Source organism: Streptomyces sp. NPDC104761 (assembly GCF_055583445.1).
This window is the reverse complement of sequence record NZ_JBVJNZ010000006.1, coordinates 407,551-431,874: the sequence shown is the minus strand read 5'-3', so window position 1 is coordinate 431,874 and position 24,324 is coordinate 407,551. Positions and strand designations below refer to the sequence as shown.

Here is a 24,324-nt window from a genome sequence, read left to right as displayed (position 1 = left end):
CCAGCCACGACGCGCCCGCACTCACCGGCGCACCGCAGCCCCCTGCCCCGACCGCGTTACTTCGGCCGGTCGAAATCCACCGTGCTGTACGCCCGCAGCTTGCGCAGCCGGTGCTCGGAGTCGATCCGCCGCACCGTCCCCGACTTCGACCGCATCACGATGGACTCGGTCAGCGCGGTCTCCGACCGGTACCGCACCCCCCGGAGCAGTTCGCCGTCGGTGATGCCCGTCGCGACGAAGAAGACGTTCTCGCCGGTCACCAGGTCCTCGGTGGTCAGCACCCGGTCCAGGTCGTGCCCGGCGTCGATCGCCCGCTGCCGTTCCTCGTCGTCCTTGGGCCACAGCTTGCCCTGGATGGTCCCGCCGAGGCACTTCACGGCGCACGCCGAGATGATGCCCTCGGGCGTGCCGCCGATCCCGAGCAGCATGTCGACGCCCGTGCCCTCGCGCAGGGCGTAGATCGACCCGGCGACGTCACCGTCGGAGATCAGCTTGATGCGCGCGCCGGCCTCCCGGATCTCCTTGATGATCCCTTCGTGCCGCGGCCGGTCGAGGATGACGACGGTCACGTCCTCCGGGGTGGCCCGCTTCGCCTTGGCGACCCGCCGGATGTTGACGGAGACGGGCGCGTCGATGTCGACGAAGTCCGCCGCCTCCGGGCCCGTGACCAGTTTGTCCATGTAGAAGACGGCGGACGGGTCGAACATGGCCCCGCGCTCGGCCGCGGCCAGCACGGCGATCGCGTTGGGCATGCCCTTGGCGGTCAGCGTCGTCCCGTCGATCGGGTCGACGGCGATGTCGACCTCGGGCCCGGTGCCGTCGCCGATGCGCTCTCCGTTGAAGAGCATCGGCGCCTCGTCCTTCTCGCCCTCGCCGATGACGACCACGCCGTTCATCGACACGGTGGAGACGAGGGTCCGCATCGCGCGCACCGCGGCGCCGTCGGCGCCGTTCTTGTCGCCGCGGCCGACCCAGCGTCCCGCGGCCATCGCGGCGGCCTCGGTCACCCGGACCAGCTCCAGGGCGAGGTTGCGGTCGGGGGCCTCGGAGGGAACATCGAGTTCGGACGGCAGGTGATGATGATTCTCGGTCATCGGAGCGCACCTTTCTGATACGACGACGGCCGGATGAGGGTTTCCCGTCGACTCTATCGCCAGGCTGACAAAATGAGCAGGGGACCCCACGGATGAGCGCAGCGGGCACCTGCGACGATAGGGGACGTGGCAGGCACGAACGGCAAGCAGAAGACGGTCCGGGACATGATTCTCTCCCTGGCCCTGATCGGCCTCGCGGCGGGCTTCATCTACCTGCTCGTCCCGCACGACGATCACGCTCCCGACATCCAGCGGGTCGACTACCGGGTCGAGCTGCTGACGGCACGGCGCGCGGCGAGCTATCCGGTGGCCGCGCCCCAGGGCCTGCCCAGCACCTGGAAGGCGACCTCGGTCCGCTTCCAGGGTGAGGCCGGGGACCGCTGGCACCTCGGCTACCAGACCCCCGACGGTCAGTACGTCCAGATCGAGCAGTCGACTCAGAAGCGCGCGGACTTCATCGACGACGCCAGTCAGGGCGCGTCGGCCACGAAGACGACCGAGAAGATCGGCGACCGCACCTGGACGCACTACACCGGCGGCCGCTACGACGCGCTGGTGCTCGACGGCACCACCGGCTCCACCACGGTCGTGGCCGGCACCGCCTCCTTCACCGAGCTGACGAAGATGGCCGCGGCCCTGAAGCTGTCCTGACGGAAGCTGTCCTGACGCGGGCGTCACGACGTGAACGCGAGAGGCCCCCGGCGCCGTTGCCGGGGGCCTCTCACCGTTCTTTCCGGCGGGCTCAGACGGTCGTGACGACGTCGTCGTAGGCCAGGCGCGGGGAGCGCGGGAACCAGGCGTCCGGGCCCGGCTTGCCGATGTTGACGACCACGAACGGGGTGTGGTCGTCGTCCAGGAACTCCTTCTGGATGCCCGCGAAGTCGACGCCGGTCATCGGGCCGGCGGCGAGCCCGGCGGCACGGATGCCGATGATGAAGTAGGCGGCCTGGAGGGCGGCGTTCAGGGCGGCGCTGCCCTCGCGCACCGCGCGGTCGCCGAAGAAGGCGTCCTTGGCCTGCGGGAAGTGCGGGAAGAGCTCCGGGAGCTCCTCGTGGAACTCGTTGTCCGCGGCGAGGATCGCGACCAGCGGGGCGGTGGCGGTCTTCTTCTGGTTGCCCTCGGCCATGTGCTGCACGAGGCGCTCGCGGGCCTCGGGGGAGCGGACCAGGACCACGCGCAGCGGCGACTGGTTCATGGAGGTCGGGCCGTACTTGACCAGGTCGTAGATCGCCTGCACCTGCTCGTCGGTCACCGGCTCGTCGGTGAAGGTGTTGGCGGTGCGGGCCTCGCGGAACAGCAGGTCCTGAGCGGCGGGATCGAGAACGAGAGACATGGTTGAACTTCCTGGGGGTCACATCGCGTTCAAATCCGGACCGCGGTCCGGATAGCCTGACGGCACGACCATACGCCAGGAAGGTTCAAGGTTCAACAAAGACCGGACCTCGCTCGGTGATCCGCCTCACACCGGCACCACGAAGCCCCCGCGAGCCCCCCGCTCAGCCCTCCGCCTCGGCCTCGTCCCCCCCGTCCTCCTCCTCGGCCAGGGCCGCGTCCAGCCGGGCCCGCGCCCCCTCCAGCCACCGCCGGCACACCTTGGCCAGCTCCTCGCCCCGCTCCCAGAGCGCCAGCGACTCCTCAAGGCTCGTCCCGCCGGCCTCCAGCCGCCGCACGGTCTCGATCAGCTCGTCCCGCGCCTGCTCGTAGGAGAGCGTCTCCTCGGCCCTGCCGCTCATGCACACACCTCTCTCATCCGCCCGTACGGCATGGACTAGCCGTCCACCCGCACCGTGAACTCACCCTCGGCGACGCGCGCCCGCAGCGCCTCGCCCGGCTCGACCTCCGCGCCGTCGCGCACCACGTGGCCGTCGCCCTTCTGCAGCACGGCGTAACCGCGCTTCAGCGTGGCGGCCGGGGAGAGGGCCACCACGCGCGCGTGCGTGTGCGTCAGCTCGGAGTCGGCGCGGTCGAGCAGATGCCCGAGGGTGCGCCGCGAACGGTCCACCAGCGAGGCGACGTGATCGGCCCGCTCGTCGACCATCCGGTGCGGGTCCTCCATGGCCGGCCGCGCGAGCGCGTTGGCCAGTCCCCGCTCCTCCCGCGCCACCAGCGCGTCGACACACCGCCGCCCGCGGTCCCGCAGCATCCGCACCCGCTCCGCCTCTTCCCCCACGTCCGGGACGACCTTCTTCGCGGCGTCGGTCGGGGTGGAGGCGCGCAGGTCCGCGACGTAGTCGAGCAACGGGGTGTCGGGCTCGTGCCCGATGGCGGAGACGACCGGCGTACGGCACTCCGCGACGGCCCGCACCAGCTGCTCGTCGGAGAACGGCAGCAGATCCTCCACGCTGCCGCCCCCGCGCGCGACGATGATCACATCCACCTCCTCGATCGCGTCCAGCTCCTTCACGGCCTGCACGACCTGCGGGACGGCGTGCACGCCCTGCACCGGCACGTTCCGCACCTCGAACCGCACCGCGGGCCACCGGTGCCGGGCGTTCTCCAGCACGTCCCGCTCGGCCGCCGACGCCCGCCCGCACACCAGCCCGATCAGCTGCGGCAGAAACGGCAACGGCTTCTTCCGCCCGGCGGCGAACAGCCCCTCGGCGGCCAGCGCCTTCTTGAGCATCTCCAGCCGCGCCAGCAGCTCCCCGACCCCTACCGGCCGTATCTCGGCGGCCCGCAGGGACAGCTGCCCACGCGGCGCGTACCACTCGGGCTTCGCGTGCACCACGACCCGGGCCCCCTCGCCGACCACGTCGGCCACGGCGTCGAAGACCTGCCGGAAGCAGGTCACGCCGATCGAGATGTCGTACGACGGATCCCGCAACGTCAGAAACACGACCCCGGCCCCCGGCCGCCGCGACAGCTGCGTGATCTGCCCCTCGACCCAGACGGCCCCGAGCCGGTCGATCCACCCCCCGATGAGCCGGGAGATCTCGCCGACGGGCACGGGAGCTTCAGCGGACGTGTTCAAAGCCATGCGCCGAGCGTAACGGCGCGCACCGACAGCGCCCTCCAGCCCGTGCGGGGCTGCGGACGAGGCCGTTCAGGCCGCGGCAGGGGGCCGGCCGCGCTGCACGACGAGCACCACCAGCCCCACCGCCAGCCACACCACCCCCACCACCTGCGCCGCCCCGGAGGCCGCCACGATCACCGCGACCGTGATCGCAACCCCGGGCACCGGCATCACCACGTGCCGCCCCCGCCGCACCCGGGCCCCGCCCCCGCCCTGCCCGCGCACCCCGGGTCTTCCGTGTCTTCCGTGTCTTCCGCCGTTCTCCCCGGGATCGTCACCCGGAGGCGATCTTCGAGCCCCCGAACGCGGCCTTACGATGGGTGCCATGACTGCTTCGCCTGGCCGCCGTGTCCTGCTCGCCGCCCCCCGTGGCTACTGCGCGGGTGTGGACCGCGCCGTGATCGCCGTCGAGAAGGCCCTGGAGCAGTACGGGGCCCCGATCTATGTCCGGCACGAGATCGTCCACAACAAGTACGTCGTGCAGACCCTGGAGAAGAAGGGCGCGATCTTCGTCGAGCGGACCGAGGAGGTCCCGCCGGGGAACATCGTGATGTTCTCCGCGCACGGCGTCGCCCCCGTCGTCCACGAGGAGGCCGAGCGCGGCCGCCTCGCCACCATCGACGCGACCTGCCCGCTCGTCACCAAGGTCCACAAGGAAGCCGTCCGTTTCGCCAACGAGGACTACGACATCCTCCTGATCGGCCACGAGGGCCACGAGGAGGTCATCGGCACCTCCGGCGAGGCCCCCGACCACATCCAGCTGGTGGACGGCCCGGCGGACGTCGCCAAGGTCGAGGTCCGCGACGAGTCCAAGGTCGTCTGGCTCTCCCAGACCACCCTCTCCGTCGACGAGACGATGGAGACCGTCGACGCCCTCAAGGAGAAGTTCCCGCAGCTCATCTCGCCGCCCAGCGACGACATCTGCTACGCCACGCAGAACCGTCAGCTCGCCGTGAAGCAGATGGGCGCCGAGGCCGAGCTGGTCATCGTGGTCGGCTCCCGCAACTCCTCCAACTCCAAGCGGCTGGTCGAGGTCGCCAAGCTGGCCGGCTCCCGCGCGGCCTACCTGGTCGACTTCGCCGACGAGATCGACGAGGCCTGGCTGGACGGCGTGACGACCGTCGGCGTCACCTCCGGCGCCTCCGTACCCGAGGTGCTGGTCGAGCAGGTCCTGGAGTGGCTCGCCGAGCGCGGCTACGGTGACGTCGAGATCGTCAAGGCGGCCGAGGAGTCCATCACCTTCTCGCTGCCCAAGGAACTCCGCCGTGACCTGCGCGAAGAGGCGGCCGCCCTGGTCTCCGAGCGCGGCGGCACCGGCGCCGGCGCGTGACCACCGTCCGTACGACTGTGTGACCGCGGGCCCGTCCGACGTCGTGACTGTCAGTCGTACGACGTAACGTGGAGCCATGCAGATCTTCGGCGTGGACATCGGTGGTTCCGGGATCAAGGGCGCTCCCGTGGACCTGGACAAGGGCGACCTGGCCCAGGAGCGGTGCAAGGTGCTCACCCCGCACCCGGCGACGCCGGACGGCGTCGCCGACGGGGTCAAGCAGGTCGTCGACCACTTCGGGTGGAGCGGCCCGGTCGGGCTCACCTTCCCCGGGGTGATCACCGACGGCACCCACATCCGTACGGCGGCGAACGTCGACAAGAGCTGGATCGACACCGACGCGCGCACGCTGTTCAGCGAGCGGCTCGGCGGTCTCCCGGTGACCGTGGTCAACGACGCGGACGCGGCGGGCGTGGCCGAGATCGAGTTCGGCGCCGGCCGGGGCCGCAGGGGCGTCGTCCTCCTGCTCACCTTCGGTACCGGCATCGGCAGCGCCCTGTTCGTCGACGGCGAGCTGGTCCCCAACACCGAGCTCGGCCACCTGGAGCTGGGCGGCCACGACGCCGAGAAGAAGGCCTCCAGCAAGGCCAAGGAGGACGAGGACCTGAGCTGGGAGCACTGGGCGCGCCGGGTCAACAAGTACCTGGCGCACGTCGAGATGCTCTTCACCCCGGACCTGTTCATCATCGGCGGCGGGGTGAGCCGCAAGGCCGAGAAGTTCCTGCCGTACATCGAGGGCGTCAAGGCCGAGATCGTCCCGGCCCAGCTGCAGAACAACGCCGGGATCGTGGGCGCGGCGATGCGCGCGGCACACCACGCCAAGTAGGCGGCACCCCCTGCCCCCGCCGCACCCTGACCCCGGCCCGCCTGCCGGGGTCAGGTCCGGCGGCGCCGGACCGCCCGGGCCGTCCGGACCACCCGGATCCGGCGGACGATGACGATCACCCCGGCGATCAGCGTCCCGCCGTAGAGCCAGCCGGCCTGCGTGGACAGGGCCGTCACCAGGCCCATCACCGCGCCCAGGAAACCCCCGCCGCCGTCGTCGGCGACGGTCGGCAGGCCGACGGCGAAGGCGATCGGGATGACGACGGGAGCGGTCAGCAGGTCGCCCCCGCGCACCCACAGCGCGGTCAGTGCGGACACCGGCAGGGACAGCACGCCGTACACGGTCAGGGACGCCCCGAGGAGCAGGTCGTCCAGGAAGCCGAGCGTGAGCATCGCGGCCATGCAGAAAAGGCCGCAGCCGAGCCCCGTGAGCCGTGGGTTCGGCAGCCTCGCGGGCTGCGTCACCGGTGCCGTACGCGACCTCCCAGGAGCGGGCCGGCGCCCTGCCGTCCCCGGCCGCGTCCCCGGCCGCGGTCTCGCCTGCGGAGGCAGCGGCGGACGGGGGCCGCCTCGACGCGGTCCGGGCTGTCGGGGTCGGGTCCTGTGATGCTCCACCGGACCAACCTAGGTCTGTTTATGTGCCCAGTCGCAGCCCAGACACGCCGAAACCAAGCCGAAGAGCGGCCCTTGGCCAGGTGTTCGACGCGGCCGCCGGCAGGGTGCCCCGAACCCCGTAAACTGGTGGATCGGCCGGCCCGCCGGCACTGGCAGCCCCCCGGCTCACTCACCCACTCACTACGGGAAGTCGCAACGTGTCGCTCACGATCGGAATCGTCGGCCTGCCGAATGTCGGCAAGTCGACCCTGTTCAACGCCCTGACCAAGAACGACGTGCTCGCGGCCAACTACCCGTTCGCCACGATCGAGCCCAACGTGGGTGTCGTCGGCGTCCCCGACGCCCGTCTGGCCAGGCTGGCGTCGATCTTCAAGTCGGAGCGCATCCTTCCGGCCACGGTCGACTTCGTCGACATCGCGGGCATCGTGCGCGGCGCCTCCGAGGGCGAGGGCCTGGGCAACAAGTTCCTCGCGAACATCCGTGAGTCCGACGCGATCTGCCAGGTCATCCGGGCCTTCAAGGACGAGAACGTCGTGCACGTCGACGGCAAGGTCTCGCCGAAGGACGACATCGAGACGATCAACACCGAGCTGATCCTCGCCGACCTCCAGACCATCGAGAAGGTCCTGCCGCGGCTCCAGAAGGAGTCGCGCATCAAGAAGGACGTGGCCCCCAAGGTCAAGGCGGTCGAGGAGGCCAAGGAGATCCTGGAGAAGGGCGACACGCTCTTCGCCCACGGCATCGTCCAGGGCTCGGAGCGCGCCGAGCTCCTGCACGACCTGCACCTCCTGACCACCAAGCCGTTCCTCTACGTCTTCAACGTCGACGAGGACGAACTGGTCGACGAGGACTTCAAGACCGAGCAGCGCGCCCTGGTCGCCCCCGCCGAGGCGATCTTCCTCAACGCCAAGCTGGAGCAGGACCTCGCCGAACTCGACGAGGAGGACGCCCTGGAGCTCCTGGAGTCGGTGGGCGCCGAGGAGCCCGGCCTCGCCACCCTCGCCCGCGTCGGCTTCGACACCCTCGGCCTGCAGACCTACCTCACGGCCGGCCCCAAGGAATCCCGCGCCTGGACCATCAAGAAGGGCGCCACGGCCCCCGAGGCGGCCGGCGTGATCCACACCGACTTCCAGAAGGGCTTCATCAAGGCCGAGGTCATCTCCTTCGCCGACCTCGTCGAAACCGGCTCGGTGGCCGAGGCCCGCTCCAAGGGCAAGGCCCGCATGGAGGGCAAGGACTACGTGATGCAGGACGGGGACGTGGTGGAGTTCCGCTTCAACGTGTAGCGGCTGACGTATCACCACGTCACTGATCTAGCAAACGTGCAGGTCAGAGAGGGTCCGGCTCTTCGGGGTCGGGCCCTTGGTCTTTTCCGTGCTGGGATGGTGCTGGGATAGCTGACCCCTCGTCACCTGTCGTCATCCCTGGTCATCCGTACCGTGCTGGGATTGTGCTGGGATGGGATGAGGGCGCCCGTGCTGGGATTTGTGCGAGCAGGGCGCTGGTCGAGCTGTGAAGGTCGTGCGGACGTGGCAGTTTTCCTACTCGTTTGACACAATCGGGGGTATGGGTGAGACGACGTACAGCATCGGGGAAGGCCCGGCGACGCGGGTGAGCCTGTCGCTGCCCGAAGGGACCGCGGAGGCGATCCGGGCGCGGGTGGGGAAGCGGGAGTTCTCCGCGTTCATCACCGAGGCGGTCGAGCGTGAGCTGCGCGGGCAGGTTCTGGACGAGTACCTGGCGGATTACGAGAGCCGCAAGGGGCCGGTCTCCGAGCCGGCGCGGCAGCGGGCGCGGCAGGTCTTCGACGAGGTGTTCGCCGAGGAGGCCGAATGGCCCGCCGCAGGCTGAGTCACGAGGGGACGCTGGTACTCGACAGCGAGGGGCTCTCGAAGCTGCTCGCCGACGACGAGCAGGTGGTGGCTCTGATCGCTGAGGCGCGCTCGCGTGGCATGGAGGTCATGATCAGTGCGCTCACCATTATCGAAGCGGTCCACGCGCGTACGAACAAGTCCCGCCTGAACTGGGTGCTTTCCGGGCTGCGGGTCGTCCCGGTCGGTGACGAGGAGGCGAGGGCTGCCTCGAAGTTGCTGATGAATGCCGGGTTGCACGGGCACAAATACGCGATCGATGCGGCCGTCGCCGAGGCCGCGCTGCGACAGCATCGCCCCGTGGTCATGCTGACTTCCGATATTGACGACATGGCCAAGCTGTGCGGTGAGCGGGTACGGCTCGTGGCGGTGTGATTCCCCTGGTCGGCTTTCTGCCTTTCGACGGTTGGTCAGTGAGTGGCGGTGGAGCTCGAAGTATTCGGTGGATCTCCGGTTTCGGTAACCGGCGATCCGCCGTATGTTGCCGCTCAGTAGGAGCGGGGACCGTAGGGGCTCCAGTGGCCGAGGAAGGGCTTGAGGTCGTCGCTGTTGGGCTTCGGCGGCGTAGGAAGTTTCGGCGCTGAGACCGCTTTAGTGAAGTGTTGCAGGTGCGCGTCCGCGAATGCGAGCCACGCCTCGATCTCGGTCCGTTCCTGCCCGGGCGGCAGTGATGCGGCATGGTCGCGTACTGCTGCGATGTATTCGGTCAGGTGGTTGGCCTTGTGCCAGGCGTCTGCCTGTTCTCCGAGGTGTTTGACGCGGTAGGCGTGGGCATAGGCGGCGCGGGCTTCCTGCATGGCGGCTTCCCACCGCTTTTGCTGCACCTCTCTGGCTTGCTGGTTCGCAAGGCGTTTGCGTTCCGCGGCTTCGCCGCGCAGGCCGATCTCTTGTGCGATCTCGGCGAGTTGGTCTTCGAGCGGCCGGTCGGGGAGGTCGGTCCGTTCGCTGGCGCGGTGCGGGCTGCCGCCGCGGAGGATGAAGCGCAGGCGGTTGGAGGGGGTGTAGTCGAAGCGCGGGATGCGCTTCCATGAGTGCTTTTTGGCGTCGGCGAGTTCCTTGTCGGTGGGGATGTGTTCGCTGCGGTCCTGTTCTTGAAGGACGAGGAATCCGACGCTTCGCCTTGGGCGGTGATGAGGGTGTGGATGATGCGCAGGGCTCGGCCCTGGAGGGGCTTGGTCAGGCCCATGGGCTGCGGCTGCTTTTGGAGGGCGGCCACGACGGCATGGGGTTTGGTGAGTCTGGCCGGCACAGGGAGCGGAGCGGGTTCGGCGAGGCGCCAGGCGGGGATGTCGACGAGCTTGATTTCGTAGCCGCTGTGGGTTGGGTATCCGTGGAGTTCCTGGGTGCGGGGGATCTTGCCGGACTTGCGGGCGGCGCTGACGCGTGATGCCCAGTTCACCGCGTGCAGGCCGGATTCGATGGGCTTGATGAGACAGCCATCGTTCGCGGCCAGTTCTTCGAGTAGTTGGTCCGCGTAGTTCGTACGGGCCTTCGGTGCGGCTCTGGGACGGGGTGGTGTCGGCTTCCGGGCGGGCCGTTCCGGCGGCCGGGTGCTCTGCTCCACGGGGTGGATGCCGCGTTCGATGAGATGCTGCCGCCCCTTCTCGGTGCGGTGGGCGCTCCACTGTCCGCGGCGCTTGGTGACTTTGACGAGTCCTCGGTTCTGCAGGGCCTGTCCGCTGGTCTTGTACGCACTGTCCGGCCAGACTCCGTCGGGACACCCCTGACCCACCCAGTCGAGAACGGCCTGCTGCCGATCGTTGAGGGCCTGGTACATGTAGCCTCCCGCGTTCTGGGCGCCCTGCCACCGGAGACAGTGCCCGTCTGTTCCGGGGCAATTCGGAGCGGGATGAGAGAGCCTTCGATCGGATGAGGCGTGCTTCGTTGCTCGAACACAACTGACCATGCAGGGGCGGCAATAGGTGGCACCGTCTGGTGCGGCGCATGGCGGCCAGTCGCCGCCTACCGCGTCGAGTGCTGGGGCGCGGGCTGTGCCAGACCGGTCATGCGCAGGATGGCCTTGCGCGGCCGGTCGTTCTTCCACGGCGGCGCGGCGTCAGCGCTGAAGCGGGCCATCAGACGGCCCTGGTACAGCACGGACTTGGGGTTGCTGAACGCTTCGAAGCCGATCTGGCCGCCCTTGTAGCGGCCCATGCCGCTGGGGCCGACTCCGCCGAAGCCCATGCTGTTGGACAGGGCGTGCAGGGCGAGTTCGTTGACGGAGACTCCGCCGCTGGAGGTGCGCGCGATGATGGTGTCGGTGGCGTGGCGGTCGTGGCCGAAGACGTAGAGGCCCAGCGGCTTGGCCTTGGCGTTGACGATGTCGATGGCCTGGTCGAGGGTGCGGTAGGTGTACACGGACAGGACGGGGCCGAACACCTCGGTCTGGTGCAGCCGTAGTTGGTCGTCGGGGTTGACGACGATGCTCAGCGGGAGTTGACGCGTCTCGGCCGGTGCAGGCTCGTTTGCGTAGAGGTCGGGCTGCAGGACGCGGAAGCCCTTGGCGCGGGCCTCGTCGACGAGGGCGGTGACGCGGTCGTAGGAGCGCTGGTCGATGAGGGCGGAGACCTCGGGGTTGTCGTGGAGGGTGGGGAAGTCCTCGTTGTTCTTGCGCAGGACGGCGGCGAGGAATGCTTCCAGGGAGTTCTCGGGGACGAGGGCGTAGTCGACGGCGAGGCAGACCTGTCCGCCGTTGCCCAGCCGGCCCTGGGCGACCTTGGCACCGATGGCGTCGATGTCGGCGTCGGGCAGGATGAAGGCGGGGCATTTGCCGCCGAGTTCGAGGATGACCGGGGTGAGGTTCGGGGCGGCCGCGGCGAGGATCTTGCTGCCGATCTCGGTCCCGCCGGTGAACACGAACTTGTCCCACGGCAGGGCCGAGAAGTGCGCGGAGACCTGGGCATCGCCCTCGACGACGGCGAGGACGGATTCGTCGAACGATTCGGCCACCAGCCGTTTGAGCAGCGAGGTCAGGCGAGGGGTGGATTCGGAGGGCTTGATGATGACGCTGTTGCCGGCGGCCAGGGCCTCGATCGCGGGGTCGAGGGCGAGGCTGACCGGGGCGTTGAAGGGCGACATGACGCCGACGACGCCGAGCGGTTCGTAGACGAGGCGGCTGCGCACGCCGGCCAGTCCGAGCGCGCCGGAGGAGCGGCGCTGCGGGCGCATCCACCGCTTGAGGTGGCGCTTGACGTGCCGCAGGTGCAGCAGTGGCGGCATGATGTCGGCGGCGAGGATCTGGTCGCGGCTGCGGTGGCCGAAGTCCTCGACGAGCGCGTCGCTCAGCGCGGTCCAGTGGGTCTTGAGGAGCTGTTCCACGCGGTCGAGGCGTTCGATGCGCTCGCGGTAGGTGGGGCTCTTGCCCGGTGAGTACGCCGCCTTGTGGAGGGCGAAGACCCGGTCGATGTCGGCGAGGGGGTCGGAGGGCGCGAAGGGGGTGGTGGTAGTGGACATGACGTCAGCTCCGGTGGGGATTGGGTGAGCGGGGCGGGTTCAGTGGCCCTGGCGGGTGAGGCAGGTGGTGAGGGCTTCGGTCCACGGCAGCCAGCGGGCGTCGGCTCCGGCCGCGTAGTCCCAGGCCAGGCGGTTGCAGACGTAGCCGACGGCGGTGTCGCGTTCGGGGTGGGCGAAGGCGAGGCGGCCGCCTGCGCCGGAGTGGCCGAAGGAGCCGGGGCCGAGCATGGGTTCTCCGCCGCGGTCAAGTTCGTAGCCGAGTCCGAAGCGCAGCGGGATGGGCGCGGGGAGGCGGTCGAGCGGGGAGGGGGAGGTGAGATGGTCGGTGCGGGGCGTGCGGGCGGTGTCGATGGTGGCCGGCTCGAGGAGGCGGATCCCGTCGACTTCGCCGATGGTGGCTGCGTAGAGGCGGGCCAGGGAGCGGGCGTTGGCGATGCCGTTCGCGGCGGGGATCTGTGCGGCGTGTACGGCGCGGTTGTTGAGTTCGGTGCCGTCCACGTTTCCGGCGGCGGCTGCCATGTAAGCGAGGGCCAGACGGTTCTCGGCGGCGTCGCCGGCCAGTAGACCGTCCGGTGGCGTTGGGGCTGCGGGGGTGTCGTCGGTCTGCGGTACCACCCGGGGTTCTTCGTCGGCGGGCAGCCCGATCCACAGGTCGAGGCCGAGCGGGGTGGCGATCTCGTCTGCGAGGAACTGCCCGGGGCTGCGGCCGTCGATGCGGCGGATCAGCTCGCCGACGAGGTATCCGTAGGTCACCGCGTGGTAGAGGAAGGCGCTGCCGGGCGTCCACAGCGGTTCCATGCGCGCGAGTGCCTGGGTGCAGGTGTCCCAGTCGAGCAGGTCGGCCAGGGTGATCTGCTCGACCGGGTCGAACGCGGCCAGGCCGGACCGGTGGGCGAGCACGTCGGCGACGGTGATGGCCCCCTTGTCGGCGGCGGCGAACTCGGGCCAGTAGGCGGCGACCGGGGCGTCGTAGTCCAGCAGGCCGCGCTGGGCAAGGAGGTGCACGCAGGTGGCGGTGACTCCTTTGGTGCAGGACATGATGATGCTGAGCCGGTCCGGGCCGAAGTCTCCGGTGCCGGGCGCCAGGGGGCGGGTGGTCCACAGGTCGACCACGGACCGGCCCTGGTGGTAGACGCAGAGCTGGGCGTTGCCGGGATCGGTCTCCTGGGCCCGGGCGAAGGCTTCTTTGACGTCCTCGAAGCCTGCGGCGACGGTTCCTTCGATGCGGTGCATGGGTGCTCCCTGCGGGGATGCGGCCGTAGGTCCCGGCCGTCCATGAGGCGAGTGGGGGGGATGAGGGGGCCGGTCGGTGGGCCGCGGCGGTCCGCCGACCGGATGCCCGGGAGGGCGGCTTCAGTGCGTGATCGACTTGTGCTCGACGTACTGGGTGAGACCGACCGTGCCGAACTCGCGGCCGATGCCGCTGGCCTTGTAGCCGCCGAAGGGGGCGTCGAAGCCGCCGGGGGCGCCGTTGACCAGGAACGTGCCGGTGCGGATGCGGCGGGCCAGGGCCAGGCCGCGCTCGGTGTCGCTGGTCCAGACTCCGCCGCTCAGTCCGTAGGGGGAGTCGTTGGCGATGCGGACCGCGTCGTCCTCGTCCTCGTAGGCAATGACGACGAGGACCGGGCCGAAGATCTCCTCCTGGGCGATGCGCATGGAGTTGTCGACGTCGGCGAAGACGGTCGGGCGGACGTAGTTGCCCTGCTCGAAGCCTTCGGGTGTCCCCGGGCCGCCGGTGACCAGACGGGCGCCCTCGTCCAGGCCGGACTGGATGTAGCCGAGCACCCGCTCCTTCTGCGCGGCGGTGACCAGGGGACCGACGAAGTTCCCGGGATCGGCCGGATCGCCCAGGGTGACCTTCTCGGCCGCGGCCCCGATGGCGGTGACGAACTCCTCGTAGCGACTGCGCGGCACCAGCAGGCGGGTGTGCGCGGCGCATGACTGGCCACTGTTGGTGAACGCCATCATCGGCGCGGCCTGGGCCACGGCGTCGAGGTCGGCGTCCTCCAGCACGATCGAGGCGGACTTGCCGCCCAGCTCGAGGCTGACCCGCTTGAGCTGCTCACCGGCCAGGGCCGCGATACGGCGCCCGGCGCGGGTGGAGCCGGTGAAGGCGATCTTGTCGACTCCCGGGTGGGCGACGAGATACTCGCTGGTGTCGCGACCGGCGGGCAGGATGCTCACCACGCCCTCCGGGAAGCCCGCCTCGGTGAACAGCTCCCCCAGCAGCAGCCCGTCCAGCGGCGTCTCGGGCGCGACCTTGAGGATGACGGTGCACCCCGCCAGCAGCGCAGGGATCACCTTCACCAGGGCCGACTGGTGCGGGGCGTTCCACGGGATCACCGCGGCCACGACGCCCACCGGCTCGCGGCGCACAAGGGCCCGGGCACCGGAGGGGCTGATCACCGGCTCCTCCCAGCCGAACTCCTCGGCAGCCCGCAGGTACGCGGCGGTCTGCTCGGGCACCTGGGTCTGCAGGGCCTGGGTGAACCAGGCCGGGCTGCCGTTCTCCGAAGTGACGAGAGCGGCGAACTCGGCGGCCCGTGCAGCGTGCAGCTCGTTGAAGCGCGTCACCAGGGCCTGACGCCGCTCCGGCGGCAGCGTCGGCCACGGCCCGTCGTCGAAAGCGGCGCGGGCCGCGGCCACGGCGGCGTCGACATCGGCGGGTGCCGCCTGTGCGGCACGGCCGACCAGCGATCCGTCGTGCGGTGACCGCACCTCGATCCACTCGTCGAGGGTCGGGGCCGTCCAGCGGCCCCCGATGTACAGCTGCTCCACATTGATCATCCCGTGCTCCGGAAGAAGAACGCGCCCGGGGTGTCGTCCAGAAGGACCAGCAGGGACGCTCCGAGTAGTGCAAGTAGGTGGTTACCTACTTTTCGACGGTACGACTGGGTCCGCGTCTTTGCAAGTAGGAACCTACCTACATATGATGGTGGGCATGGCAGGCAATGCAGACGAGACCCGACGCAAGATCCTGGAGGCCGCTACCGAGGAGTTCGCCCAGTACGGCATCGCCGGCGCCCGGGTCGACCGGATCACCAGGAACGCCGGCGTGAACAACGCCTTGCTGTACCGCTACTTCGGCAGCAAGGTCGAGCTCTTCGACATCGTCTACAGCCGCCTGGTCGCCGAGATCGTCAACGCTGTCCCGATAGAGCCGACCGACCTGCCGGGCTACGCGGGCCGCCTGTACGACTACTACCAGGCGCATCCCCAGGTGGTCCGGCTGGCGGCCTGGCGACAACTGGAGCGCCCCGAGCACAAGCTGCCCCAGGTCGTCTACGACGAGCAGCAGGCGAAGGTCGACCGTATCGCCGAGGCCCAGAAGGACGGCCTCGTGCCGACGACCCTGCCGGCCGGAGAGCTGCGTGATCTCATGATCCTGCTGTCGCTGAGCAATACCCCCCTCATGCCCGCCGTGGGATCCGACGTGGACCGCGAGCGTCGCCGCGCGACCATCGTCGCCACCGCGGCGGCCATCCTGCGCGCGTGAGCCCCACCATCAGGAGCCTTCCGTGAACATCGTCATCTTCGGGGCATCGGGCATGGTCGGGCAGGGAGTCCTGCGCGCCTGCCTCATGGACGCCGGCGTGACCCGCGTCCTGGTCGTGGGCCGACACCCGCTCGGCGTCACGCACCCCAAGCTGCGCGAAGTCGTGCACCAGGACTTCGCGGACCTGTCCTCGATCGCCGGCCAACTCACCGGTCTGGACGCCTGCTTCTACTGCCTCGGCGTGTCCGTCGCCGGCCGCAACAAGGCCGAATACACCCGCATCACCTACGACTTCACCCTCGCCGCGGCCCGGGTGGTGTCCCAGGCGAACCCCGGCATCACCTTCACCTACGTCTCCGGCGAAGGCACCGACAGCTCCGAGCGCGGCCGCGCGATGTGGGCCCGGGTCAAGGGGCGTACCGAGAACGCCCTGATGGCCATGGACATGAACGCCTACATGTTCCGCCCCGGCTACATCCGCCCTCGCCACGGGGCCGTCTCCAAGACCCGCTCCTACCGCGCCGTATACACCCTCACCGCCTGGCTCTATCCGGTGCTCCACCGCATCGCCCCGCGGCACACCACGACCACCGACGCTCTCGGGCGCGCCATGCTCGCCGTTGCTCGCTCCAGGCCCGCCGAACCACGGATCCTCTACAGCCAGCACATCAACCAACTGGGCAGGGGCTGATTCATCGAGGCCGATGAGTTCCCCTCGCTGGTGACTCCTCGATCTCTCTTCGGGTGCCACTCGATGCCTATGGCCCGCCCCCGGCGGTACACCCCGCCCCGACCCTTGTGGAGAAGTCCATCGGATCTCAGTTCGCAGGTCGGCCGTGTTGTGTAGCGTTGGCGACCCTGGGTCCGCTTGTACTTTGCAGCGCATCCCGTGCTGGGATGGTGCTGGGATGCGCCCGCATTTCCGCAGGTCAGAGCCTTGTGGTGGAGTTCCGCTTCAACGTGTGACCCTCGCGTCATCGTGCGCCAGGCGAGTCGTCAAGCATCAGGTCAGAAGGGGCCGGCCTCTCGTAAGCCCGGCCCCTTCCGCGTCCCTGCGCTGACTTGGTGCCGGCGTCAGTTGCTCCGCGGTGGCGTGAGCTTGTCGAGGTCCAGGCGGATGTCGAAGGGCACGGGGCGCTTGAGGGTGCCCCGGAAGATGCCTGCGGGCGCGTAGGCGCCGGTCGGTTCATCGAGTTCGTAAACGTGCACGACGGGAGCCCCGTCCTCGTCCTCGATGCACCAGTAGTGCGGGATGCCGGCCTCCGCGTACTTGCGCAGCTTGACCGTGCGATCCCGGTGCGCGGACTCGGGTGAGACCTCGATGACGAGCCGTACCTCGTCCGGCGCGAACCAGGTACGGTCTCCGTCGTAGTCGGCCGTCGTCAGCAGCAGGTCCGGCTCAGGCCGGTTTCGCTCGTCGAGCTTTATGGTCATCTCACGGCCGACCCTGACATCGTCGGGCGCCTGCTCCATGAGAGCGACGGTGAGCATGGTGACGAGGTGGCCGTGCCACCACCTCTGCGGCGACATCATGAAGACGAGCGCTCCGTCGATCAGCTCGGTATGGCGTGGTGCCTCGGGGAGGCGGTCCAGATCCTCCGCGAACCAGCCTTCCGCGCGCGGCGGGCGCATCCAGTCGGGCAGCGCGGTCATGGCTCAACCGTAGCCACTCGGTGGGAAGAGGACCACGAGATGGTCAACGCATGGCGGCCTCGAACCGCCCTGTCGTGTCATGTGCAAGGCTGCTCCGAGGAGGGCCTTCAGCGTGATGCTTTCGGGGTGCGGTCGCTTCGACGAGTGCGTACCGCGACGTTCCGGCTGCCGCGTTCGACGGGTTCAGCGTGCGACGGGTTCAGCGTGCGACGGGCCCCGTCGCCAGCGCGGTTTCGGCGGCTGTCAGGACCGTTCGGGTCTGGAGTGCCACCTGGTGGTGGACGGGTGTCGGGCGTAGCCGCAGGGACTTCTCGAAGTCCGTGCACCAGGTGGTGAAGAGGTCGTCCAGGTCGCGGTAAAGGTCCGGTGCGGCGGGGTGGTCCGCCGCCCTCAGCAGTTGTAGCAGGAGGCCCGCGGCGCGGAGCGGCTGGCGCCGGGCCACGACGTCCAGGGCGCAGACCTGGGCCGTCGTCACCCGCAGCGGACCGTCGGCGGCCTGGCGGGCGAGGGGCTCCCAGGAGCCGGCGACCAGGTCGTAGAGGCCGTCGGCCATCCACTCCAGGACGCGGCGGGGCGGGCTGACCCGGGGAGGCGGCAGGAAGGCGCGGGCCTTGTCGAGGACGGCGGTCACCTGGCGGCCGCCGTGCCGTACCAGGCCGGCCAGGTCGCGCAGCACGGCGGCGGCCTCCGGGTGCGGGGACGGGTCGGCGGCCAGGTCGCTCGCCCACATGGGCACTTCGACGATCGCGGTGACGCCGCCGTACCGCTGCGGGGCGCACCAGGTGGACAGACCGATGTTCTCGGACCCGGCCGCCAGGCGGGCCGTGCTCTCCGGCGGCGGCAGGACGTAGACCCCGGGGCCGGGGTTCTCCCAGTACAGGGCGTCGAACGTGCCGCGCTGGACCGGGATGCCGAGTTCCGCGGCGGAGGTCCGGAAGGGGGCGGCGAGTCCCGGGAGCGCCTGGGTGAGCTGGACCCAGCTGCCGCCCGCCTCGACGCCGTGCAGGGAGCACTGGAGGAACGGCCGGAGTTCGTCGATCACATCGAACAGCGCCCGGCTCTCGGGGAGTTGCCGCGACTCGATCGGTGCCCACTCCGGCTGTTCGGCGCCGACCGGGCGGTAGGCGGTGCGGTAGTAGTCGTACACGGAGGGGGCGGGCCCCGCCGTGGCCTCCTCGAGCCCCTGGCTCAGCGCGGCGCCGTCCGGGTCGAGGCACAGGACGATGTCCCAGGTGACGACGGCGGGGTCGGTCGCGGGGGACCGGTGGTCGCCGCGGGCCACCTGCTCCGCCAGGGCGAGTGCGGTCGTACCGCCGACCGGCTCGTCGGGATGCGGCCGGGCGACCACCAGGACGTGACGCGGCCCGTGCCCCACGGACAGCATCTCGATCGGGCGGCCCGCGCGGGACGTCCCGATCCGGCGCAGCCGCACGGCTCCCGGGTACCGGGACACCAGCCGCCGCGCCGAGTCGGTGACTTCCGCGACCGTGAGGTACCGGTCCATCATCCGCGTTTGGTCACGAGCCGCCGTTGCCACCGCTGTCGCCGGTGGTCTCCTTCTTGTCGAGCGGCCTTATCTCGATCTTGTTGGCCATACCGTGTCCTCCTGTCGCCGGCTGTGGTCTGCCGTGGTCGAGGTGCTCTTGTCAGAGTTGGCTCGTCCGACAACTCTTGTCAACGTCCGGTTTTGTGTGGGTAGTTGAGACTGACGAGATTGGCGCGAAGATGACGGTGCGCACCATGCGGCGGCCCCGGATCAAGCCGGAACACCGGGCCTACCGGACCGTCGACGGCCATGTCCGGATCGGGAGCGTCGTGCACGGCATCGGCGCCGAGGTCCTCGATCCCGACGGCTGGGTGTGGACGCTGGTCGAGACCATGGACGGGACGCGGGACACCGCGGACATCGCCGCCGAGGTCTCCCGCCGCCACCCGGAACTGCGGCTGCCGGAACCGGACGTCGTCCAGGCGATGACGGACCTGGCCCTGGCCGGCTACGTGGAGGACGCCGGCGCCGAACCGCCCGCCGAGCTGTCCGCACGGGAACGCGAACGCTACGGCAGGGGCATGGCCCTGCTGCGCTGGATGGACCTGCGGCCCAGGGAGAGCGCCTGGGAGCCGCAGCTCCGGCTGCGCCGGGCCCGGGTGCTGCTGGTCGGCGTCGGCGGCACCGGCGGAGCCGCCGCACGGGACCTGGTGGCCTCCGGGGTGGGGCGGCTGCACTGCGTGGAACCTGACGTCGTCGAGTTGTCCAACCTCAACCGGCAGACCCTCTTCCGCGAGCGCGACCTCGGTACGCCCAAGATCGACGCGGCCCTGACGGCTCTGCGCGCCCTGAACTCGGACACGACGGTCACCGGCGAGCGCCGCGAGGTACGCGGCCCGGCGGACCTGGAAGACCTGCTGGCCGGTGCCGTGGGCGACTCGGCCGACGGGTCGGCAGGCGGCAGGGCAGGAGCCGGGGCGGGCGGCGCGGCCGGCGCGGCCGGCGGCTCGACCGGCGGCTCGGGGTACGACGTGCTCCTCCTGGCAGCAGACCGGCCCGCGGTGATCCGCAGATGGGCCAACCAGGTCTGCCTGGCCACCGGCACGGCGTGGGCGGAAGCCGGTTACCGCGGCCCGCTGGTGAGCGTCGGGGTCTTCGCGCCCGGCCGGGGCGCGTGCTGGGAGTGCCTGCGCAGCGCCGAGATCGAGCGGCGCGATCTGCGGCTGGCGCCCGGCCAGGACGAGGAGGCCGCCTCGCCCCGCATGCCGTGGAACCCGGTCAACGCGGTGACCGCGGGCCTGTCCGGCAGCCTGCTGGCCCATGCCGCGCTCATGCTGCTGTGCGGGATCCCGCCGATCGAACCCGGTTACCGGTCCGGCCTCAACCTGATGATGCCGGGCGACCCGGTCATGCAACGCTCGGACCGCCGCCCCGACTGCCCTGCCTGTGGGACGACCGGGGCCGCAGGCGAAGCACGGGAAACCGGGGAAACCGAGGCAGCCGGGGACCTCCCGTGACGGACACCGCGGCGCAGGAACCGCTGCCGATCGAGCCGTCGGTCCGTGTCCTGCTGCACGACCTGGGGGTGCGGCAGGACCGGGACGAGTGGATCGTCGGCCGCATGGCCACCCGGACCTTCGTCGCCCTGCCGGCGGTCGGCGCACGTGCGGTGGCACTCCTGGGCGAGGGGCTGAGCGTGGCCCGCACCGCGGAGATCCTGCGGGCCGAGACCGGTGAGGAACTCGACATCCCGGACTTCGTCCGGGACCTGGCGGCCCTGGGGTTCGTGGCGCGGATCGGCGACCACCCGGTCCCGGACACCGATCCGCCGCCGGCGTCCCTGCCGTGGCTGCGTCCCCACCACGTCCGGTACGCCCTGCACCCGGCGCTGCCCGTCCTCGTCGGAGTACTGCTGCTGGCGGCCGGCGTCGTCCTGACCCGCCGCCCCGACCTGCTCCCCGGCTACCGCGACCTGCTGTGGAGCCCGCACGGCAGCCTGGTCCTGCTCACCGGGGCGGCCGCGGGCTGGACGCTGGTGCTGGCCCACGAGCTGGCGCACCTGGTCACCGCTCGCGCAGCGGGTGTGCCGGGAAGGATACGGCTGGGCACCCGGCTCCAGTTCCTCGTCATGCAGACCGACATCAGCGGCATCGAGCTGGCGCCCCGCCGGCACCGGCTGACGGCCTACCTGTCCGGCATCGCCCTCAACCTGTCCGTCGCGTCGGCCGCGCTCCTGGTCCTGGCCCGCACGGACACCGCGACGACGGCCCACCGGCTGCTGGCCGCGGTCCTGCTGCTGGCGCTGCTGCCGCTGCCTTTCCAGTTCATGGTGTTCACCCGCACCGACCTGTACTTCGTCCTCCAGGACCTCACGGGCTGCCGGGATCTGTACGGCGACGGTCTCGCCTACGCCCGGTACGTGTTCCGGCGGCGGACGCGGCGAGGGCCGGGCGGCGGCGCTGCCAGTGACCCGAGCGTCCGGCTGCCCCCGCACGAGCGCCGGGCCGTCCGCCTCTACAGCGTCGTCCTCGTGGCCGGGACGGTGGCCTGCCTGGCCTTCATGGCGGCCGTCACCCTGCCCGCCGACGTCACCCTGCTGGTCCGTGCGGCCCGCGGGCTGGGCCCGGACCACGGCCTCGCGGCCAACGCCGACTCCGCGGCGGTGCTCGTCACCCTCGGCGGCGTCAACGTGCTGTGGGTGGTCACCTGGTGGCGCAACCGCCGCTCGCGCGGGGGCGGCCGGTCCCGAACGGGCTGAGGGCAGAAGCCGGCCGACGCGCACGACACAAAGCGGCCGACGCGCACGGCAGAAACGCGGCCCCCGGGCCCCCGGCCCCCACTCCGGTCCCCGGCCCCCACTCCGGTCCCCGGCCGCCATCCCGGCCCTCGCCCGCCACCCCGGCGCTACCCCGACTCCCGCACCCGCAGCTCCGCCCCCACCGTCAGCTGGTCGGCGGGCAGCGGGTCGCTGCCGGTCAGCAGGCGGGCCGCCTGTTCGACGGTGAGGGCGCCGAGGCGGCGGGTGTCCAGGGCCACCGTGGTCAGCGGGGGGTCGACGAGCGTGCCCAGCTGCAGGCCGTCGAAGCCGATCACGGCGAGGTCCCGGGGGACCTGCCGGCCGAGCCGGCGTGCGGCGCGCAGCGCTCCTATGGCGATGATGTCGTTGAAGGTGAACACGGCCGTCAGGTCCGGGTGCCCGGCGAGGAGTTCCTGGAGCGCGTCCTCCCCGCCCTCGACGCTCTGGTCGGCACGGGCCACGGAGGTGGAGTCCAGCCCGCACGCGGACATCGCGGTGTCGAACCACCGATGCCGGATGCTCGGTTCGGACCGTTCGGCGTGGTCGAGCATGCCGATGTGCCGGTGTCCCGCCGCGGTCAGGTGCCTGATCGCCGCGTGCACGCCGCTCTCGCCGTCGATCCGGATCGAGCTGAACCGCTGGGTGCGGTGCTCGCGGTCGATGAGCACCACGGGGAGGCCCAGGGTCAGCCGGTCGATCTCGTCCTCGGGCAGGCTGAGATAGCCCACGACGGCGTCGACCTGGGAGGCGATCACCTCCAGCGTGCCCCGCTCCTCCTCGGCCCGGTCGCCGGTGTCGTACACGACGACGTGCCAGCCGCGGTCCCGGGCCGCCTCCAGCGCGGCCGCGGCGACCTCGGTGAAGAACGGGTTGAGCAGGTCGGGGATCACGAGGCCGACACTTACGGTGTCCTGCCGTACGAGCCCCCGGGCGAACCGGCTCGGCCGGTAGCCGAGCGCCAGGGCGGTGTCGAGCACGCGCTGCTTGGTGGAGGCGCCGATCTCGCCCTTGTCGTTGAGCGCCCGTGACACGGTCTGCCGGGACACGCCCGCGGCCTCGGCCACATCGTCGATCGTGACCCTGCGGGGTCCGGTCCCCGACGACGCCATCACTCACCTCCGCGTAATTGCCGACGCGCCAGCGTCGCAGGGACCACCGAGTATGCCCTGGTGCGTCGAAACCTTGACACTCCGGCGTTCGGAAGCCCACACTCCCAATCACTTCCCGTTACCGCTCCCGTGAGCGCTCACGTTACCGCTCACGGAACCTGATTCCAACCAGAAGGCATCCGCCTCCAGGTGTCAACGTCGACCCGCCTGGGCCCGTAACCAGGCGTTCTCTGGAACGGAAGACATGACAAGCACAGCCACGCGCACCCGCCTCGCCGCAGCAGCCGCGACCGCAGGCATCGTCGTACTCGCCGGGTGTTCCTCGTCCGGTTCGTCGGACAAGGCGTCCGCCGCGTCCTGCGAGCCCGCGAAGGGCAAGGTCACCCTCCAGTACTGGAACACGGTTCCTGGCATGGACAAGGTCGTCGACCTGTGGAACAAGCAGCACCCGGACATCCAGGTCGAGACGAAGAACATCTCCAACGACCAGTACGGCACCCTCGGCAACGCCCTCAAGGCGAACAAGGCCCCGGACCTCGCCCAGGTCGGCTACGACGAACTGCCCAACCTGCGCACCCAGAGCGCCTTCGTGGACGCCTCCGCCTGCAAGGCGGCCACCGCGGCCAAGTCGAAGTTCGTGCCGTGGACCTGGTCGCAGACCAGCTTCGGCGACACCGGCGTGTTCGCGATCCCGCAGGACACCGGCCCGATGGCGCTGTACGTCCGCAGCGATCTCTTCAAGAAGTACAACGTTGCCATCCCCACGACCTGGGACGAGTACGCGACGGCCGCCGAGAAGCTGCACAAGGCGGACCCGAGCCTCGACATGACGTTCTTCGACCCGAACAACGCCGAGTGGTTCAACGGGCTCCTGTGGCAGAACGACGCCAAGATGTACGGCTACTCCGGCGACAAGTGGCAGGTCTCCGTCGACTCGGCGCAGAGCAAGCAGGTCGCGGACTACTGGCAGAAGCTGATCTCCGAGAAGGTCGTGCGCACCGACCTCGCCCACGGCTCCACCCAGATGTACGCGGCGTACCAGAAGGACCAGCTCGCCACCTACGTCGGCGCCGCCTGGGGCTACAGCATGTTCCGCGACAACCTGCCCAAGCAGTCCGGGAAGTGGTCGATCGTCCCGATGCCGACGCGGGGTGCGAACGGGTCCTCCGGCGACTGGGGCGGCTCGACCGTCGCGTTCATGAAGGGCAGCAAGCACCTCTACGAGTCGGTCGAGTTCAACACCTGGCTGAACACCGACCCGGACGCCCTGGCGCTGGAGAACAAGCTCGGCGGGCTCTACCCGGCGGCCACCGCGGGGCTGGACCTGCCCGCGCTGAAGCAGGGCGTGCCGTACTACGGCAACGAGAAGATCTTCGACGTCTTCGCCGACGCCTCCAAGAAGATCGACACCAGCTTCGCCTGGGGACCCACGCAGAAGACCGTGAACCTGGCCCTGCAGGACGCGATGGCCAAGGCCGCGGCCGGCAGCGGCACCCTCGACGACGCGCTGGCGACCGCCCAGGCCGCCGCGCTGAAGTCGATGAAGGACCAGGCGATCCCGGCGACGGCGGGCAAGTGACCG

25 protein-coding genes are annotated in these 24,324 nt (G+C 70.4%); 12 read left to right on the top strand and 13 right to left on the bottom strand.

Features of this window, described 5'->3' with window-relative positions:
- Window positions 1-56 precede the first annotated feature (56 nt).
- The gene (gene glpX / locus ACZ63F_RS19640; protein WP_093499329.1) at window positions 57-1,094 is read right to left on the bottom strand and encodes a class II fructose-bisphosphatase; all 1,038 of its coding nucleotides are present in this window, start codon (window positions 1,092-1,094) and stop codon (window positions 57-59) included.
- Between the two features lie 126 nt (window positions 1,095-1,220).
- Here glpX and ACZ63F_RS19635 point away from each other — a divergent pair, with 126 nt between their 5' ends.
- Window positions 1,221-1,745, top strand: coding sequence for a DUF4245 domain-containing protein (locus ACZ63F_RS19635; protein WP_351959530.1), 525 nt, complete (start codon window positions 1,221-1,223; stop codon window positions 1,743-1,745).
- A gap of 91 nt (window positions 1,746-1,836) precedes the next feature.
- Here the strand turns inward: ACZ63F_RS19635 and ACZ63F_RS19630 are convergent, their stop codons facing one another.
- The 4 genes from ACZ63F_RS19630 to ACZ63F_RS19615 all read right to left on the bottom strand — a co-directional run bounded on the left by ACZ63F_RS19630 (window position 1,837) and on the right by ACZ63F_RS19615 (window position 4,272).
- Window positions 1,837-2,427: a malonic semialdehyde reductase gene (locus ACZ63F_RS19630; protein WP_352366515.1), complete on the bottom strand. Its 591-nt coding sequence runs from the start codon at window positions 2,425-2,427 to the stop codon at window positions 1,837-1,839.
- Between the two features lie 163 nt (window positions 2,428-2,590).
- Window positions 2,591-2,827, bottom strand: a complete 237-nt coding sequence (locus tag ACZ63F_RS19625; protein WP_469712459.1) for an exodeoxyribonuclease VII small subunit — start codon at window positions 2,825-2,827, stop codon at window positions 2,591-2,593.
- A 35-nt stretch (window positions 2,828-2,862) separates the two neighbouring features.
- The gene (gene xseA / locus ACZ63F_RS19620; RefSeq protein WP_469712457.1) at window positions 2,863-4,071 is read right to left on the bottom strand and encodes an exodeoxyribonuclease VII large subunit; all 1,209 of its coding nucleotides are present in this window, start codon (window positions 4,069-4,071) and stop codon (window positions 2,863-2,865) included.
- Between the two features lie 66 nt (window positions 4,072-4,137).
- Window positions 4,138-4,272, bottom strand: a complete 135-nt coding sequence (locus ACZ63F_RS19615; RefSeq protein ID WP_469712455.1) for a hypothetical protein — start codon at window positions 4,270-4,272, stop codon at window positions 4,138-4,140.
- Window positions 4,273-4,423: 151 nt separating this feature from the next.
- On the opposite strand from ACZ63F_RS19615, the gene ACZ63F_RS19610 reads away from it, so the two are divergent.
- Both ACZ63F_RS19610 and ppgK read left to right on the top strand, forming a co-directional pair.
- Window positions 4,424-5,437 carry a 4-hydroxy-3-methylbut-2-enyl diphosphate reductase gene (locus ACZ63F_RS19610; RefSeq protein WP_469712454.1) on the top strand — a complete coding sequence of 338 codons (1,014 nt, stop codon included), beginning with the start codon at window positions 4,424-4,426 and terminating at the stop codon, window positions 5,435-5,437.
- 76 nt (window positions 5,438-5,513) lie between these two features.
- A complete protein-coding gene (gene ppgK, locus ACZ63F_RS19605) occupies window positions 5,514-6,263 on the top strand; it encodes a polyphosphate--glucose phosphotransferase (protein ID WP_469712452.1) in 750 nt (249 codons plus the stop codon).
- A 50-nt stretch (window positions 6,264-6,313) separates the two neighbouring features.
- Here the strand turns inward: ppgK and ACZ63F_RS19600 are convergent, their stop codons facing one another.
- The gene (locus ACZ63F_RS19600) at window positions 6,314-6,877 is read right to left on the bottom strand and encodes a DUF6542 domain-containing protein (RefSeq protein WP_469712450.1); all 564 of its coding nucleotides are present in this window, start codon (window positions 6,875-6,877) and stop codon (window positions 6,314-6,316) included.
- Between the two features lie 197 nt (window positions 6,878-7,074).
- Here ACZ63F_RS19600 and ychF point away from each other — a divergent pair, with 197 nt between their 5' ends.
- The 3 genes from ychF to ACZ63F_RS19585 all read left to right on the top strand — a co-directional run bounded on the left by ychF (window position 7,075) and on the right by ACZ63F_RS19585 (window position 9,123).
- Window positions 7,075-8,163 carry a redox-regulated ATPase YchF gene (gene ychF, locus ACZ63F_RS19595; protein ID WP_469712449.1) on the top strand — a complete coding sequence of 363 codons (1,089 nt, stop codon included), beginning with the start codon at window positions 7,075-7,077 and terminating at the stop codon, window positions 8,161-8,163.
- Window positions 8,164-8,443: 280 nt separating this feature from the next.
- Complete coding sequence (locus ACZ63F_RS19590) at window positions 8,444-8,728, top strand: hypothetical protein (RefSeq protein WP_081551891.1); 285 nt, start codon at window positions 8,444-8,446, stop codon at window positions 8,726-8,728.
- A complete protein-coding gene (locus ACZ63F_RS19585) occupies window positions 8,710-9,123 on the top strand; it encodes a DNA-binding protein (protein ID WP_469712447.1) in 414 nt (137 codons plus the stop codon). The genes ACZ63F_RS19590 and ACZ63F_RS19585 overlap by 19 nt, the downstream gene beginning before the upstream one ends.
- Window positions 9,124-9,236: 113 nt before the next feature.
- Here ACZ63F_RS19585 and ACZ63F_RS19580 read toward each other — a convergent pair whose 3' ends face one another.
- Window positions 9,237-9,545 (bottom strand): hypothetical protein, encoded by a 309-nt coding sequence (locus ACZ63F_RS19580; protein ID WP_469712445.1) that lies wholly within the window; start codon window positions 9,543-9,545, stop codon window positions 9,237-9,239.
- Between the two features lie 36 nt (window positions 9,546-9,581).
- Between ACZ63F_RS19580 and ACZ63F_RS19575 the strand changes: the two genes are divergently transcribed.
- Window positions 9,582-9,779: a hypothetical protein gene (locus tag ACZ63F_RS19575; protein ID WP_469712444.1), complete on the top strand. Its 198-nt coding sequence runs from the start codon at window positions 9,582-9,584 to the stop codon at window positions 9,777-9,779.
- A gap of 931 nt (window positions 9,780-10,710) precedes the next feature.
- On the opposite strand, the gene ACZ63F_RS19570 is transcribed toward ACZ63F_RS19575, so the two are convergent.
- From ACZ63F_RS19570 to ACZ63F_RS19560, 3 genes are all read right to left on the bottom strand, one after another.
- Window positions 10,711-12,201, bottom strand: a complete 1,491-nt coding sequence (locus ACZ63F_RS19570) for an aldehyde dehydrogenase family protein (RefSeq protein WP_469712443.1) — start codon at window positions 12,199-12,201, stop codon at window positions 10,711-10,713.
- A gap of 39 nt (window positions 12,202-12,240) precedes the next feature.
- Window positions 12,241-13,434, bottom strand: coding sequence for a serine hydrolase domain-containing protein (locus ACZ63F_RS19565; protein WP_469712442.1), 1,194 nt, complete (start codon window positions 13,432-13,434; stop codon window positions 12,241-12,243).
- A 120-nt stretch (window positions 13,435-13,554) separates the two neighbouring features.
- Window positions 13,555-14,988, bottom strand: coding sequence for an aldehyde dehydrogenase (locus ACZ63F_RS19560; protein ID WP_469712440.1), 1,434 nt, complete (start codon window positions 14,986-14,988; stop codon window positions 13,555-13,557).
- A gap of 154 nt (window positions 14,989-15,142) precedes the next feature.
- Here ACZ63F_RS19560 and ACZ63F_RS19555 point away from each other — a divergent pair, with 154 nt between their 5' ends.
- Together ACZ63F_RS19555 and ACZ63F_RS19550 are read left to right on the top strand one after the other, a co-directional pair.
- Entirely contained in the window at window positions 15,143-15,697 is a 555-nt protein-coding gene (locus ACZ63F_RS19555) for a TetR/AcrR family transcriptional regulator (protein WP_469712439.1), read from the top strand.
- Window positions 15,698-15,719: 22 nt separating this feature from the next.
- Entirely contained in the window at window positions 15,720-16,388 is a 669-nt protein-coding gene (locus ACZ63F_RS19550) for a Rossmann-fold NAD(P)-binding domain-containing protein (RefSeq protein WP_469712438.1), read from the top strand.
- A 383-nt stretch (window positions 16,389-16,771) separates the two neighbouring features.
- Here ACZ63F_RS19550 and ACZ63F_RS19545 read toward each other — a convergent pair whose 3' ends face one another.
- Window positions 16,772-17,350, bottom strand: coding sequence for a Uma2 family endonuclease (locus ACZ63F_RS19545; protein ID WP_469712437.1), 579 nt, complete (start codon window positions 17,348-17,350; stop codon window positions 16,772-16,774).
- A 199-nt stretch (window positions 17,351-17,549) separates the two neighbouring features.
- Window positions 17,550-18,854, bottom strand: a complete 1,305-nt coding sequence (locus ACZ63F_RS19540; protein ID WP_469712530.1) for a M14 family zinc carboxypeptidase — start codon at window positions 18,852-18,854, stop codon at window positions 17,550-17,552.
- Between the two features lie 221 nt (window positions 18,855-19,075).
- Between ACZ63F_RS19540 and ACZ63F_RS19535 the strand changes: the two genes are divergently transcribed.
- The gene (locus ACZ63F_RS19535) at window positions 19,076-20,353 is read left to right on the top strand and encodes a HesA/MoeB/ThiF family protein (protein ID WP_469712436.1); all 1,278 of its coding nucleotides are present in this window, start codon (window positions 19,076-19,078) and stop codon (window positions 20,351-20,353) included.
- Window positions 20,350-21,594 carry a hypothetical protein gene (locus ACZ63F_RS19530; RefSeq protein ID WP_469712434.1) on the top strand — a complete coding sequence of 415 codons (1,245 nt, stop codon included), beginning with the start codon at window positions 20,350-20,352 and terminating at the stop codon, window positions 21,592-21,594. The genes ACZ63F_RS19535 and ACZ63F_RS19530 overlap by 4 nt, the downstream gene beginning before the upstream one ends.
- A 146-nt stretch (window positions 21,595-21,740) precedes the next feature.
- On the opposite strand, the gene ACZ63F_RS19525 is transcribed toward ACZ63F_RS19530, so the two are convergent.
- Window positions 21,741-22,742, bottom strand: coding sequence for a LacI family DNA-binding transcriptional regulator (locus ACZ63F_RS19525; protein WP_469712433.1), 1,002 nt, complete (start codon window positions 22,740-22,742; stop codon window positions 21,741-21,743).
- A gap of 244 nt (window positions 22,743-22,986) precedes the next feature.
- Between ACZ63F_RS19525 and ACZ63F_RS19520 the strand changes: the two genes are divergently transcribed.
- Complete coding sequence (locus ACZ63F_RS19520) at window positions 22,987-24,321, top strand: ABC transporter substrate-binding protein (RefSeq protein WP_469712431.1); 1,335 nt, start codon at window positions 22,987-22,989, stop codon at window positions 24,319-24,321.
- The last annotated feature ends 3 nt before the right edge of the window (window positions 24,322-24,324 follow it).

Bases quoted from the DNA above. Each gene is read 5' to 3' on its own strand.
- ACZ63F_RS19585 (WP_469712447.1), top strand. From the start codon at position 8,710: ATGGCCCGCCGCAGGCTGAGTCACGAGGGGACGCTGGTACTCGACAGC.
- ACZ63F_RS19555 (WP_469712439.1), top strand. From the start codon at position 15,143: ATGGCAGGCAATGCAGACGAGACCCGACGCAAGATCCTGGAGGCCGCT.
- ACZ63F_RS19570 (WP_469712443.1), bottom strand. From the start codon at position 12,201: ATGTCCACTACCACCACCCCCTTCGCGCCCTCCGACCCCCTCGCCGAC.
- ACZ63F_RS19590 (WP_081551891.1), top strand. From the start codon at position 8,444: ATGGGTGAGACGACGTACAGCATCGGGGAAGGCCCGGCGACGCGGGTG.
- ACZ63F_RS19565 (WP_469712442.1), bottom strand. From the start codon at position 13,434: ATGCACCGCATCGAAGGAACCGTCGCCGCAGGCTTCGAGGACGTCAAA.
- ACZ63F_RS19560 (WP_469712440.1), bottom strand. From the start codon at position 14,988: ATGATCAATGTGGAGCAGCTGTACATCGGGGGCCGCTGGACGGCCCCG.
- ACZ63F_RS19520 (WP_469712431.1), top strand. From the start codon at position 22,987: ATGACAAGCACAGCCACGCGCACCCGCCTCGCCGCAGCAGCCGCGACC.
- ACZ63F_RS19580 (WP_469712445.1), bottom strand. From the start codon at position 9,545: ATGCAGGAAGCCCGCGCCGCCTATGCCCACGCCTACCGCGTCAAACAC.
- ppgK (WP_469712452.1), top strand. From the start codon at position 5,514: ATGCAGATCTTCGGCGTGGACATCGGTGGTTCCGGGATCAAGGGCGCT.
- ACZ63F_RS19525 (WP_469712433.1), bottom strand. From the start codon at position 22,742: ATGGCGTCGTCGGGGACCGGACCCCGCAGGGTCACGATCGACGATGTG.
- ACZ63F_RS19535 (WP_469712436.1), top strand. From the start codon at position 19,076: ATGACGGTGCGCACCATGCGGCGGCCCCGGATCAAGCCGGAACACCGG.
- xseA (WP_469712457.1), bottom strand. From the start codon at position 4,071: ATGGCTTTGAACACGTCCGCTGAAGCTCCCGTGCCCGTCGGCGAGATC.
- ACZ63F_RS19625 (WP_469712459.1), bottom strand. From the start codon at position 2,827: ATGAGCGGCAGGGCCGAGGAGACGCTCTCCTACGAGCAGGCGCGGGAC.
- glpX (WP_093499329.1), bottom strand. From the start codon at position 1,094: ATGACCGAGAATCATCATCACCTGCCGTCCGAACTCGATGTTCCCTCC.
- ACZ63F_RS19540 (WP_469712530.1), bottom strand. From the start codon at position 18,854: ATGGACCGGTACCTCACGGTCGCGGAAGTCACCGACTCGGCGCGGCGG.
- ACZ63F_RS19610 (WP_469712454.1), top strand. From the start codon at position 4,424: ATGGGTGCCATGACTGCTTCGCCTGGCCGCCGTGTCCTGCTCGCCGCC.
- ACZ63F_RS19545 (WP_469712437.1), bottom strand. From the start codon at position 17,350: ATGACCGCGCTGCCCGACTGGATGCGCCCGCCGCGCGCGGAAGGCTGG.
- ACZ63F_RS19630 (WP_352366515.1), bottom strand. From the start codon at position 2,427: ATGTCTCTCGTTCTCGATCCCGCCGCTCAGGACCTGCTGTTCCGCGAG.